The organism is Geobacillus sp. CAMR5420 (assembly GCF_000691465.1).
GTDB lineage: Bacteria > Bacillota > Bacilli > Bacillales > Anoxybacillaceae > Geobacillus > Geobacillus thermoleovorans.
Genome location: NZ_JHUS01000056.1, coordinates 32,421 through 45,784 on the forward strand (window position 1 = coordinate 32,421; position 13,364 = coordinate 45,784).

The window sequence follows — 13,364 nt, forward strand, 5'->3', positions numbered from 1 at the left end:
TATTTCCCCTTAAATCACCGGCCTTTTAGGGGTGCCGGCGATCCACACCAAGACTCCTTTTTATTTCGCGTCATACCACGTCGAGCCATAATGGTAATCGACTTTGAGCGGCACGCGAAGTGTGACCGCTTGCTCCATCACTTCCGGAACGAGCCGGCACAGCCGCTCCATCTCTTCTTTCGGCGCCTCCAAAATGAGCTCGTCATGCACCTGCAGCAAAAGGCGCGCTTGCAGCCGCTCTTCCTTCAGTCTGGCGTTCAGATCGATCATCGCCTTTTTAATAATGTCAGCGGCGCTCCCTTGAATCGGCGTGTTCATCGCCATCCGTTCAGCAAAGCTGCGGACGTTGAAGTTGCGGCTCGTAATATCCGGCAAATAGCGGCGCCGATGCAGCAGCGTCGTCACATACCCTTTCTGTTTTGCTTCTTGCACAATGTTTTCCATATACCGCTTCACGCCAGGGAAGCTTTCGAAGTAGCGCTCGATGAATTCAGCGGCCTCTTTGCGTGAAATATTTAAGTTTTGCGCCAAGCCGTAATCACTGATCCCGTAAACGATCCCAAAGTTGACCGCCTTCGCCTGACGGCGCATGTTGGGCGTCACTTCGTCCTCGCTCACTTGGAAAATGTCCATCGCTGTTTTCGTATGGATATCCAAATCGCGGCGGAACGCTTCCATTAAATTGTCATCTTCCGCAATATGGGCGAGGACGCGCAACTCAATTTGCGAGTAGTCGGCAGCGAAAATGAGCCAATCAGACTCCGACGGCACGAACGCTTGGCGGATTTTCCGTCCTTCCTCAAGCCGAATCGGAATGTTTTGCAAGTTCGGCTCCGTCGAGCTGAGCCGTCCGGTTTGCGTCAACGCCTGATTGAAAATCGTATGCACCTTCTTTGTATCGGGTCGCACGACTTTCAGCAATCCTTCAATATACGTCGACTGCAACTTGCCAAGCTGGCGGTAATGCAAAATGTTTTCCACGATCTCGTGATAAGGCGCAAGTTTTTCAAGCACATCCGCCGAAGTGGAGTAGCCGGTTTTCGTTTTTTTCAAGATGGGCAGCTGCAGTTTTTCAAATAAAATGACGCCGAGCTGTTTCGGTGAATTGATGTTGAATTCTTGGCCGGCGAGCTCATAAATGCGCTGCTCGACCGTGCGCAGCTGCTCGGCGAGCTCTTCGCCCATCTGTTCGAGCCGCTTCGTATCCACTTTCACTCCGGCAAATTCCATTTCCGCCAAAATCGAAGACAACGGCTGCTCGAGCTCGACGAGCAACCGATCTTGTTCGTTGCGGCGCAGCTCATCCAAAAACGGACGTTCGAGCGCCCAAATCGCCGCCGCCTTGCGGACGAGATGCTCGGCGAGCACTGGCTCATCCGGCACGGCCCGCTTCGCCCCTTTGCCATACACCGCTTCATCCGAGCGCACCGCTTCGTATTGCTTCATTTTTGCTGCGGCAGCCACATCATCAACACCTTGCGCCGGATCAAGCAAATAGGCGGCCAGCAATAAATCAAAGGAAACGCCGCATAGCTCAATTCCTTTCCATTTCAAGGCGACTGCCGCGCGCTTTGAGTCAAACATGCTTTTTTTCTTCGTTTCATCACCAAGCCAGGCGACAAACTGCGGATCGGCAAGCGCCGTCTCCGGGCGCAGGAAAAACCGTCCATGTTCGTTGACCACAGCGATGCCGACGATCGGCGCATCATGATAATTTTCCTCGACCACTTCAACGACAAGCGCCGCCTTGTCGGCAAGCATCTCCTCCGTCACGCGGTCAGCAAGCGTAAATGCCATCTTGGCAAGCGGTTTTTCCTCTTCTGATGACGGCGATTCCATTTTCTCTAAAAACGATTGAAACCCAAGCTCTTTAAATAAAGCGACCACTTTCTCCCGGTCTTCCCCTTGATAGACGATGTCATCAAGCGAGAGCTCGACCGGGGCGTCGCGGCGAATGGCGGCGAGCTTTTTGCTTAACAGCGCCATCTCCCGGTGTTGGCGCAACGTTTCTTTCAACTTTTCGCCTTTGATCTCGTCAATGGAGGCAAGCACGTTTTCGACCGTGCCGAATTGCCTGAGCAGCTTGACCGCCGTCTTTTCCCCGATGCCCGGCACTCCGGGGATGTTGTCCGATTTGTCGCCCATCAATCCTTTCAAATCAACGATTTGTTCCGGAGTTAAGCCGTATTTTTCGCGGACCGTCTCCGGCGTGTACGGTTCGATATCGGTAATCCCTTTTTTCGTAATGTCCACCGTCACATGGGGGGAGGCGAGCTGGGTCAGATCGCGGTCGCCGGAAATGACTTTCACCTCAAACCCTTCCTGCTCAGCGCGGGCGGCAAGCGTTCCGATAATATCGTCCGCTTCGTAGTTCTCGAGTTCATAGGCGGGGATGCGATACGCCCTCAGCAGCTCGCGCAACAGCGGAAACTGCTCCGACAGCTCCGGTGGCGTCTGTTGGCGCCCACCTTTATACTCTTGAAACGCTTCATGCCGGAACGTCGTTTTCCCGGCGTCAAACGCGACAAGCATATGAGTTGGCTCTTCTTCCGCCAAAATTTTATTCAACATCATCGTAAACCCGTAGACGGCGTTCGTATGGATGCCTTTGTCGTTATGCAAAAGCGGCAAGGCGAAAAAGGCGCGGTACGCCACGCTGCTGCCGTCGATTAAAACAAGCTTTTTTTTCAATCTCATCCCTCCTCGGATGCTTCCTTGTCCTATTGTACCATGCCTGCGGCTTGCCTTGAACGCTCTCCCACCATGATGGGAGGCGCCGATTCATCCCGTGCTTACGCTCACGCTGAAAAATGGCAGGCTTCTCAGTTGGAGATGATAAAAAGAAGCCGGCTACCGCCCCGGCTTTGGAAAATGGATCGTGAACACGGTGCCGCGCCCCACTTTGCTCGCTACGGTAATATATCCATGGTGAGCCTCAACCAAATGTTTCACAATCGCCAGGCCCAACCCCGTTCCGCCGGAATCGCGGCTGCGCGCCTTGTCGACGCGGTAAAAACGCTCAAAAATGCGCGGGATTTCTTTTTCCTCAATGCCGATTCCGGTGTCTTTCACATGGATCAGCACTTCTTTCTTCGTCTCTTCCGCCTCGACAGCGACCCGTCCGTGCTCCGGCGTATACGTGATGGCGTTGGCGAGCAAGTTCAGCAAAATTTGCTTCATCCGATTTCTGTCACCGCGGATGACAAGCCCGGATGGCGATTCGATATGCAAATCAATTTGTTTTTCCGCCGCTTTTTGGCGAAACACAGCAGCCGCTTCGGCGATGACTTGAGCGATATCCACGTCTTCGAGTTGCAGCTGAAATCCGTGCTGCTCGATTTTCGACAAGTCCAACAGTTCCTCAACGAGCGTTTGCAGCCGTTCGCTTTCTTTTAAGATGATGGTCAAAAAATGTTCGAGCGCCGCTTCATCCTTCATAGCGCCATCCAATAGCGTTTCGGCGAATCCTTTGATGGACGTCACCGGCGTTTTCAACTCGTGCGAAACGTTGGCGACAAAGTCTTTGCGGATTTGCTCAAGGCGCTTCAGCTCCGTAATGTCATGAAACACGACGACAATCCCTTTCCATTCGGCGTTCGTGCCAATGATGGGAGCCCCGTATACATCGAAATGTTTCCGCTCGATGCCAATCGTCAGCCGCATATGCCGGCGCATCGTCGTCTCGGTGATGAAAATATCATCGATAAACCGGACGATGTCGCGGTGCGGCAGCACATCGGCGTACGGACGGTACAAACAATCCGACGGATCGAGATGAAACTGAGTCTGGAACGCCCGATTGATGAGAGAAATATGTCCGCGGTGGTCAATAAACAACAGGCCGCTGCCGACGTTTTCAATGAGCGTGTGAAGCCGATCGGTCTGAATTTCCCGCGCCCTGCTCATCTCCTGCAAATGGCGGGCCAGCCGGTTGATCGAGCGCACAAGCATCCCGGCCTCGTTATATTCACCATCGGGCACACGGGCGGCGTAATTGCCTTTTTCCAGCTCAAACGCCACTTTCGTCGCTTCTTCAATCGGCTTCATATATTGATTGGCGATTTTCCAGACGAGGGCGATGATGACAACGAGCGCCATCCCGAGGCTGCTCGTGAGCACGCCCCAAATTTGCTCGTTTACTTTTTGGAGTGAGCTCGTCGGTGTGCTTAAAACGACGTACCCGCTCCGTTCACCGCGCTCGTACGGGACGATGTAGTAATAGACATCGTTTGTTTTTTCAATCACGGAAAAGCGGGGAAACTGCTTTTTGCGCAAAATCGCGCGGACGATGCGCTCATGGTCTTTGTCGCTGATCGCTGCGACGCGACCGCTGTCAAACCGCACCCGTTCTTCTTTATCGAGCACGGTGATGCGGGACGACAGTTCATTCCCCATTTCCTGCAAATCGGCGCGGATTTGCTCGAGCGGTTCATTTTCAAGCAAAATCGCAAGCGCTTGGGCCTCTTTTTCCATCCGTTTGTTCATCGTCTCGGCGTAAAAATCTTTCAGCAATTGCCCGAGCAAAAGCCCGAGGGCGATCAACACCGTGGCGATGAGCGTCACGAGCCAAAACAAAAGGCGGGTGCGGAAGCTATTCATGCCGCTTCGGTTCCTCCAACTTGTAGCCAAGGCCGCGCACCGTTTTAATGTACATCGGTTTTTTCGTATCGGTTTCGATCTTCTCGCGCAAGTGGCTGATATGGACGTCGACAATGCGTGTATCGCCGGCAAACTCGTAGTTCCACACGGCGCTGAGCAGCTGGTCGCGCGTCAACACCCGCCCTTTATGGCGAGCCAAATAAAGGAGCAACTCAAACTCTTTCGGCGTCAGCTCAAGCGGCTTGCCGTCGATCGTTGCTTCATAGCGTTCCGGAAAAATTTCCAGCTCGCCAACAACAAGCCGCTCGCTCGATTCAGCCGCCGGCTGAACGATCTCCGTGCGGCGCAAAATCGCCTTGACGCGGGCAATGACTTCGCGCGGGCTGAACGGCTTTGTCATATAGTCGTCGGCGCCAAGCTCAAGACCAAGCACTTTGTCAAATTCATCATCGCGAGCCGTCAACATTAAAATCGGCGTCATGATTTGCTGCTGGCGAAGCCGCTTGCACACATCAACGCCGTCAAGCTTCGGCAGCATCAAGTCCAAAATAATGAGCGCCGGCTGCTCGGACGCTACTTTCACGAGCGCCTCTTCGCCATCGTGAGCGGTCACGACGTGAAATCCGGCTTTCTCCAAATTGTACGACAACAGAGTCACAATCGGCTGTTCGTCATCGACAACTAAAATTTTTCGTCCCATGCCGCTCCTCCATCCCGTCCAATGGTTTCTGCCTTTATGATACCACAATTGACGCCTTGATTCGGACAAAAAAAAGAAAAAAGGGCGTTTTCCTGCGGACAGGTTGCCCTCGGAAAACTGCCCCTCGCGTTTGGCTGGCTTCCTTTGGCGGAAAGCGGCATGAAACTCCCCCTTTGTTTCGAAGTGGGGGACTGCTTTCAACATGAGGTCAAAAGTTCTCGAGCACCCGCCCGTCTAGGCGCGGCAACGTATGCGGCGGGCAGACAGACAGCGTTCCGTCAAGCACCGTCTCCGCACCGCGCGTCGCCATGACGGACAACGTCACGCAATGGCCCGCCTCATCGACATCGGCGACTTCGAGCAAAAATTCGAGCGTTTCATAATGATAAACTGGGCGGAGAAAGCGAAGATCCTGCCGCGTAATGTAGCTGCCCGGGCCCGGCAAATATTTGGAGACCGCGGAAGTGATCATCCCCGTCAACATGACCGGCGGCACGACCGGTTTTCCAAACGGCGTCTGTGAAGCATAATCATGCTGGATATAGAGCGGATTGGCATCATCCGTCAGCCCAAGATAAAGAAGCAAGTCTTTGTCTTCGATGGCGGCTTGGAACACGAGCTTTTCCCCCGCTTGAATTTCCCCGATCCGTCTCCCGAGCTTTCGTTTTTTCAACATGTTCCCACCCCTTCGTTGTCTAGAAAGCGCTTTCATTGACTGTGGGCAAAAATCCGGGGCAATGCCCGAATTTTTGCCTCGCCGCTATTCCAGCATGCGCATGACATTTTTAACGGATTCGACGGATTTGGCGAGCGCCGCTTTTTCCTCTTCGGTCAGCTCGAGCTCGATCACTTTCTCGATGCCGTTGCCGCCGAGGATCGTCAGCACGCCCAAATAAATGCCTTCATAGCCGTATTCGCCTTCAAGGTAGGCGATCGCCGGCAAAATGCGGCGCTGGTCTTTCAAAATCGCTTCGACCATTTCGACAAGCGAGGCGGCCGGTGCGTAGTAGGCGCTGCCGTTGCCGAGCAGGTTGACGATTTCACCGCCGCCTTTGCGCGTCCGCTCAACGATGGCGTCCAAACGATCTTTCGGAATGAGTTTTTCGAGCGGAATGCCGCCGGCGTACGAGTAGCGGACGAGCGGCACCATGTCATCGCCATGGCCGCCTAAAACAAACCCAGTGACATCTTTTACCGAAATGTTCAGCTCCTCGGCGACGAACGTGCGGAAGCGCGCCGTATCCAAGACGCCCGACTGGCCGATGACGCGGTTTTTCGGGAATCCGGATTCCTTAAAGACCGTATACGTCATCGCATCGACCGGGTTCGTCAAGACGATGATGTAGCAGTTCGGCGAGTATTTGACGACTTCCTTCGTCACTTGCTTCATAATTTTTTGGTTCGTCGTCACCAAATCGTCGCGGCTCATGCCCGGCTTGCGGGCGATGCCTGCTGTGATGACGACGATGTCGGAATCGGCTGTGTCAGCGTAATCCGATGTGCCGATGATATTCGCGTCAAAGCCGAGCACCGGGCTTGCCTCGAGCATATCGAGCGCCTTCCCTTTCGTTGGGTTCTCAAGCTGCGGAATATCGACCAACACGACGTCGCCGAGCTCTTTTTGCGCCAAAAGGAACGCCGTCGTCGCCCCCGTGAATCCGGCGCCGATCACCGAGATTTTTTTCCGTTTCATCGCCATCGTTTGCCATCCCTTTCCTTCAAAGGTTAGTCCATATTGCGGATGAGCGCATCAGCAAATTCGGAGCATTTCACTTCCGTCGCCCCTTCCATCAGGCGGGCGAAGTCATACGTGACGATTTTCGCGGCGATGGTTTTCTCCATCGCTTTGATGATCAATTTCGCTGCTTCGTTCCAACCAAGATGCTCAAACATCATGACGCCCGAGAGAATGACGGACGACGGGTTGACTTTGTCAAGCCCTGCGTATTTCGGCGCCGTGCCGTGCGTCGCTTCGAAAATCGCGTGGCCGGTTTCGTAGTTGATGTTGGCCCCCGGCGCGATGCCGATGCCGCCGACTTGAGCGGCCAGCGCGTCGGAAATGTAGTCGCCGTTTAAGTTCATCGTCGCGATGACGTCAAATTCGCGCGGACGCGTCAAAATTTGTTGCAGGAAGATGTCGGCGATGACATCTTTGATAATGATTTTGCCGGACGCTTCCGCATCAGCAAGCGCTTTGTTCGCCGCTTCCTTGCCTTCCGTTTCAACGATTCGGTCGTATTGCGCCCACGTGAACACTTTGTCGGCGAATTCTTCCTCCGCCAATTCATAACCCCAGTTTTTAAACGCGCCTTCGGTGAATTTCATAATGTTTCCTTTATGAACGAGCGTCACCGACTTGCGGCCGTGTTCGATCGCGTAGTTGATCGCCGCGCGCACAAGCCGTTTCGTCCCTTGTTCGGAAATCGGTTTAATGCCGATGCCGGACGTTTCCGGGAAGCGGATTTTGCGCACGCCCATTTCGTTTTGCAAAAAGTCGATGACTTTTTTCACTTCCGGCGTGCCTTTGGCATATTCAATGCCAGCGTAGATGTCTTCCGTGTTTTCCCGGAAAATGACCATATCGGTGTCTTCCGGGCGTTTCACCGGCGACGGAACGCCTGGGAAGTAGCGAACCGGGCGCAAGCAGACAAACAGGTCGAGCTCTTGGCGGAGCGCTACGTTCAGCGAGCGGATGCCGCCGCCGACCGGCGTCGTCAACGGCCCTTTAATGGCGATTATGTATTCGCGGATCGTCTCAAGCGTTTCATCCGGAAGCCAGCTGCCCGTCAGCTTGTACGCTTTTTCACCAGCGAGCACTTCCTTCCAGACGATTTTTTTCTCACCTTTGTACGCTTTTTCCACCGCTGCTTCGAGCACGCGCGAAGCGGCCGCCCAAATGTCCGGGCCGGTTCCATCCCCCTCGATGAACGGAATGATCGGGTTGTTCGGAACGTTGAGCACACCATTTTGGACTGTAATTTTTTCTCCTTGCGTCACGAGCAAAACCCCCAATGCAGTTTTTTTATAAAAAGGCGTGAAGGCGCGCCTTCACCGCCTTGTCCACTTGTTTTAGCCGCGCTCGTCGATCGGCACGTACGCCCGCTTGCCTGGGCCGGTGTACTCAGCGCGCGGACGGATGAGACGGTTGTTGTCGTATTGTTCCAAGATGTGAGCCAACCATCCCGAGGTGCGGCTGACGGCAAAAATCGGCGTAAACAAATCATGATCGATTCCTAAACAATGGTAAACCGAAGCGGAATAAAAGTCAACGTTCGGCGGCAGCGCTTTTTCCGATGTGACGATTTCTTCAATCTTTGTCGACATTTCATACCAATGCGGCTCGCCGACGAGCTTCGTCAGTTTTTCCGACATTTTTTTCAAATGTTTGGCGCGCGGGTCGCCTTTTCGGTAAACGCGATGGCCAAAGCCCATAATTTTTTCTTTGTTGGCGAGCTTTCTGCGGATGTATGGCTCGACGTTGTCGACCGTGCCGATTTCCGTCAACATTTTCATCACCGCTTCGTTCGCCCCGCCGTGAAGCGGCCCTTTCAAGGCTCCGATCGCCGCCGTGATGCCGGAATAAATATCGGACAGCGTGGCTACGCAGACGCGCGCCGTGAACGTCGACGCGTTCAACTCGTGGTCGGCATGCAGCACGAGCGCCTTGTTGAACGCTTCCGTGGCGATGTCGTCTGGTTCTTTGCCGGTCAGCATGTACAAGAAATTGGCGGCAAAGCTCAAATCTTTGCGCGGCGCAACCGGTTCCAACCCTTTGCGCACGCGGGCGAAGGCGGTGACAATCGTCGGGATTTTCGCCTGCAGGCGAATGGCTTTCCGATAATTCGCCTCTTTCGTCATCACATCCGCCTCTTCGTCATACAAGCCGAGAAGCGATACCGCGGTGCGCAAAGCCGCCATCGGATGCACCTTGTCAATCGGATACAGCTTGAAGTGTTCAATGATTTCATTTGGAATTTCAGCGTTTTCCGCCAACTGTTTCTTTAATTCCTCAAGCTGCTCTTTCGTCGGCAGTTCGCGATGCCAAAGCAAATAAACGACTTCTTCGAAGGAAGCGTTTTCGGCTAAATCGTCAATGTCATAACCGACATACGTCAACGTGTCATCGATGATCGAACTGATGCTTGAAGTTGTGGCCACAACTCCCTCTAACCCACGGGTTACTGTCATGTTCAATCTCCCCTTCTCTTCATAAGTTCCGGCCATAACGACCGATGGCCGATGAGCGCTTGCTCGAAATGGAGGCAAAAACAAACGCGCGCGCGAAAGTGCTTACATGACGCCGGCGACAACCGCCCCGTCGCAACAGCTGCACAATGCTTGGCCGAAAACTCACTCACGTTTATTATTATAAACAATTATCAGACTTTTGTCAGCTGTCACACGTCAAAAGAAATGATGATCAGGAATAAAATGGAAATCGATTCATCTCAAAACGGAGGATCCCACACACCGCCTGATGATCAAAAATATTCTACCATTTTGATGACCGTATAGGCAATGCCAGCGCCGATCAATGGACCAACCGCCACCCCATGAAACAGCGAAACCGCGAGGATGGTGCCGAATGCAAGCGCGGCGGTCATATGCGGGTCATTGGCAAGGAGCGTTACTCCATTTTTGGCGATCAAGGCGACAAAAATGCCAGATGCGAGCGCCACCCAGGCCGACAACGACTGCAGAGAGCCGACAAGCTGCCGAAAGCCGATCTCCCCAGAAGCGATGGGAGCGAGCACGGCGATCGTAATGACCGTCACTCCCCAGTTGATCCCTTTGGACTGAATGATCGGCAGCACTTTTTGATCCAAGCCGACAAGTTTGATGGCCAACAGCACAACGACGGCGACAATAAGCGACTTGTTTTTCGCAAGAAAGCCGAGCGCAAGCAACAACAATAAAAACAACACCGGTTCGTTCACGGTCGTCCGTCCTTTCCTATGAAACTTGTCTTTTTGCTTCCCCGTAAGAAAACGTGTAATATATCAATATGGAACGTCGTTGGAGGTGAAACATTGTCCCGAGTTTATGTTGATCGCTTTTTGCGCTTTTTTCTTGTCATCGCCGCTGTCGCGCTCGGCGCCATCGCTATGTACTACATCGCGACGGTGACGTATCCGTTCATCATCGCCTTTTTCATCGCGATGATCATCAACCCGCTCGTCGATGCTTTGGAGCGGAAAGCGAAAATGCCGCGCTGGCTCGCGGTCAGCGTCACGCTCATCATGTTGTTTGCCGCGGTCGCCGGCTTGGTCACGCTTCTTGTTGCCGAAATCGTTTCGGGAACGCAATATTTAGCCCGCGTCGTGCCGGAAAAATTTCAAGCATTGATCACGTACATGGAGACGTTCGTCGCCGACCAAATCATCCCGATTTACAAAGATTTGGCCGGGATGTTTAAAAGTTTAAGCGCCGCCCAACAGGATACGATTATGCAAAACATTCAAGCCGTCGGAAAAAAAATTGGGACGACGGTTGGTGAATTTGTCCAGAGCATCCTGCAAAACATTCCGCAGCTTCTCGCCTGGCTGCCGAATGCCGCGACCGTGTTTATTTTTTCGCTGTTGGCGACGTTTTTCATCAGCAAAGACTGGCACCGTCTGATGCGCATGGCGCAGCAATGGCTGCCGACGAAAGCCCGCACAAGCGGAAAAACGGTGTTTCTTGATTTAAAGCGGGCGCTGTTTGGCTTTATCAAAGCGCAGGCGACGCTCATTTCGATTACGACGGTCATCGTGTTGATCGGCTTGCTTATTTTGCGCGTCGATTACGCCATTACGATCGCATTGATCATCGGGTTCGTCGATCTTTTGCCATATTTGGGAACGGGGATTGTATTTGTTCCTTGGATCATTTACACCATGGCTAGCGGCGACATTCCGTTTGCCATCGGATTGGGCGTGCTGTATGTCGTCGTCCTCGTCCAACGACAAATCATGGAGCCGAAAGTGCTTTCTTCAACGATCGGCCTCGATCCGCTCGCGACGCTCATCGCCTTGTTCGTCGGCTTCAAGCTGCTCGGCTTTCTCGGCTTGATTGCCGGCCCCGTCGCGCTTGTCATCATCCGCACGCTCCATAGCGCCAATGTTTTTCGTGATCTTTGGCGCTTTATTATCGGCAAGCCGACCACGTAATCGAAGGGAGCTGTCTCAAAAGCTCGGCTTTCTATAATAGGAATACAATCTTTCGTTTCACAAAGATGTTTAATGGGTATATAGGACGATGCGAAAGGGTGTCCCGCTGCTTTTGGGACACCCTGTTTTGCTGCAACGTCCGTTACAACACGCTCGCATGGCCGCGGTAGACGGCGCCAAAGCCGCCATCGACCGTGATCTCTTGCCCATCTTTAAACAAGCTTGTGGCATTTTCCACCCCGACGACGACCGGAATGCCAAGGCTTAAGCCGACGACCGCCGCATGGCTCGTCAACCCGCCTTCCTCGGTGATGATCGCCGCCGCTTTTTCGATCGCCGGCATCATATCGGCATCGGTGCTGATGGTGACTAAAATGCCGCCCTCTACCATTTTTCGGCACGCCTCTTCCGCCGTTTTGGCGACGACCGCCTTGCCGAATGCCGACTTGCGGCCGATGCCTTGCCCTTTGGCAAGCAAGTCGCTGATGACGTGCACTTTCATTAAGTTCGTCGATCCCGTTTCGCCGACCGGCACGCCGGCCGTGATGACGACCAAGTCGCCGTGCTTCACCAAGCCGGAGCGCACTGCCGCGTCGACCGCCACATCGAGCATTTCATCGGTTGTATTGACATGCGGTGCTTCTTTCGTATACACGCCCCAAATGAGCGCCAGCCGCCGCGAGACCGCTTCGTTTGATGTCACCGCGATGATCGGGGCTTTCGGGCGGTATTTCGCCACCATCTGCGGCGTTTTTCCGCTCACCGTCGGCGTCACGATCGCCGCGACATCCAAATTGAGCGCTGTGTGGGCGACCGATTGGCCGATGGCATCGGTGATCGTCGTTCGGCTCTCTTTCGTGCGCTGGGACAAAATGTCGCGATGCTCCAACGCCTGCTCGGTGCGGAGCGCGATTTGGTGCATCGTCCTTACCGCTTCGACCGGATACTGGCCGGCTGCGGTTTCTCCGGAAAGCATGACGGCGTCGGTGCCGTCAAAAATGGCGTTGGCGACATCGCTCGCCTCAGCCCGCGTCGGCCGCGGATTGCGCTGCATCGAGTCGAGCATTTGCGTCGCCGTGATGACCGGTTTGCCAAGCATGTTGCACTTTTTAATGAGCATTTTTTGAATGAGAGGCACTTCCTCAGCCGGAATCTCAACGCCAAGGTCGCCGCGCGCCACCATGAGGCCATCGGCGGCTTCCAAAATTTCATCGATGTTGGCGACGCCTTCTTCATTTTCAATTTTCGCGATAATTTGGATATGTAAGGCGTCATTCGCCTCGAGCAGCTCGCGGATTTCGAGCACATCAGACGCCCGTCGCACAAACGAGGCGGCGATGAAGTCGATGCCTTGGCGGATGCCAAATAAAATATCGGCTCGGTCCTTCTCGGTGATGCCCGGCAAATTGACACGCACGCCGGGGACATTGACCCCTTTTTTGTTTTTGAGCACACCGCTGTTTAGGACGGTCGTGACAATTTCTCCAGCTTGCTTGTCGACCGCGTTGACTTCAAGGCCGATCAACCCGTCGTCCAGCAAAATTTTCGAACCAACGGACACATCATCGATCAGCCCCGGATAGGTGACGGAAATTTTTTCCGGCGTGCCGAGCACTTCGCTCATCGAAATGATGAGCTTTGCCCCTTCCTTCAGTTCGACGGCGCCGTTCTCCATATTGTGCGTGCGGATTTCCGGGCCTTTCGTATCGAGCAAAATGGCGACCGTTTGGCCCGTCCGCCTCGCCGCCTCGCGAATGTTGGCGATGCGCCGCCCGTGTTCCTCATGATCTCCGTGCGAAAAGTTGAGGCGCGCCACGTTCATCCCCGCTTCGATCAATTGCACGAGCTTGTCTACGCTCTCGCTTGCCGGCCCGATCGTACAGACGATTTTCGTTTTCCGCTTCATCACTTCTTCT

Annotated in this window: 10 protein-coding genes; 1 reads left to right on the forward strand and 9 read right to left on the reverse strand. The window is 53.9% G+C overall.

Annotated features, from left to right (window positions below; genetic code table 11):
* Window positions 1–60: 60 nt before the first annotated feature.
* The 8 genes from polA to DI44_RS03385 all read right to left on the reverse strand — a co-directional run bounded on the left by polA (window position 61) and on the right by DI44_RS03385 (window position 10,236).
* Window positions 61–2,697, reverse strand: a complete 2,637-nt coding sequence (polA, locus tag DI44_RS03425) for a DNA polymerase I (protein WP_033025972.1) — start codon at window positions 2,695–2,697, stop codon at window positions 61–63.
* A 153-nt stretch (window positions 2,698–2,850) separates the two neighbouring features.
* Window positions 2,851–4,599 carry an ATP-binding protein gene (locus DI44_RS03420; protein ID WP_014196522.1) on the reverse strand — a complete coding sequence of 583 codons (1,749 nt, stop codon included), beginning with the start codon at window positions 4,597–4,599 and terminating at the stop codon, window positions 2,851–2,853.
* Entirely contained in the window at window positions 4,592–5,299 is a 708-nt protein-coding gene (locus DI44_RS03415) for a response regulator transcription factor (protein WP_015375585.1), read from the reverse strand. The genes DI44_RS03420 and DI44_RS03415 overlap by 8 nt, the downstream gene beginning before the upstream one ends.
* Window positions 5,300–5,507: 208 nt before the next feature.
* Window positions 5,508–5,975 carry a MaoC/PaaZ C-terminal domain-containing protein gene (locus DI44_RS03405; protein WP_011232207.1) on the reverse strand — a complete coding sequence of 156 codons (468 nt, stop codon included), beginning with the start codon at window positions 5,973–5,975 and terminating at the stop codon, window positions 5,508–5,510.
* Window positions 5,976–6,059: 84 nt separating this feature from the next.
* Entirely contained in the window at window positions 6,060–6,998 is a 939-nt protein-coding gene (gene mdh, locus DI44_RS03400) for a malate dehydrogenase (protein WP_014196524.1), read from the reverse strand.
* Window positions 6,999–7,024: 26 nt separating this feature from the next.
* Window positions 7,025–8,296: an NADP-dependent isocitrate dehydrogenase gene (icd, locus tag DI44_RS03395; RefSeq protein ID WP_011232209.1), complete on the reverse strand. Its 1,272-nt coding sequence runs from the start codon at window positions 8,294–8,296 to the stop codon at window positions 7,025–7,027.
* A gap of 72 nt (window positions 8,297–8,368) precedes the next feature.
* Window positions 8,369–9,487, reverse strand: coding sequence for a citrate synthase (citZ, locus tag DI44_RS03390; protein WP_011232210.1), 1,119 nt, complete (start codon window positions 9,485–9,487; stop codon window positions 8,369–8,371).
* Window positions 9,488–9,780: 293 nt separating this feature from the next.
* Window positions 9,781–10,236, reverse strand: coding sequence for a DUF441 domain-containing protein (locus DI44_RS03385; protein ID WP_021322131.1), 456 nt, complete (start codon window positions 10,234–10,236; stop codon window positions 9,781–9,783).
* Window positions 10,237–10,329: 93 nt separating this feature from the next.
* On the opposite strand from DI44_RS03385, the gene ytvI reads away from it, so the two are divergent.
* A complete protein-coding gene (ytvI, locus tag DI44_RS03380; RefSeq protein ID WP_011232212.1) occupies window positions 10,330–11,448 on the forward strand; it encodes a sporulation integral membrane protein YtvI in 1,119 nt (372 codons plus the stop codon).
* 142 nt (window positions 11,449–11,590) lie between these two features.
* On the opposite strand, the gene pyk is transcribed toward ytvI, so the two are convergent.
* Window positions 11,591–13,354 (reverse strand): pyruvate kinase, encoded by a 1,764-nt coding sequence (gene pyk, locus DI44_RS03375; RefSeq protein ID WP_014196527.1) that lies wholly within the window; start codon window positions 13,352–13,354, stop codon window positions 11,591–11,593.
* Between the last annotated feature and the right edge of the window lie 10 nt (window positions 13,355–13,364).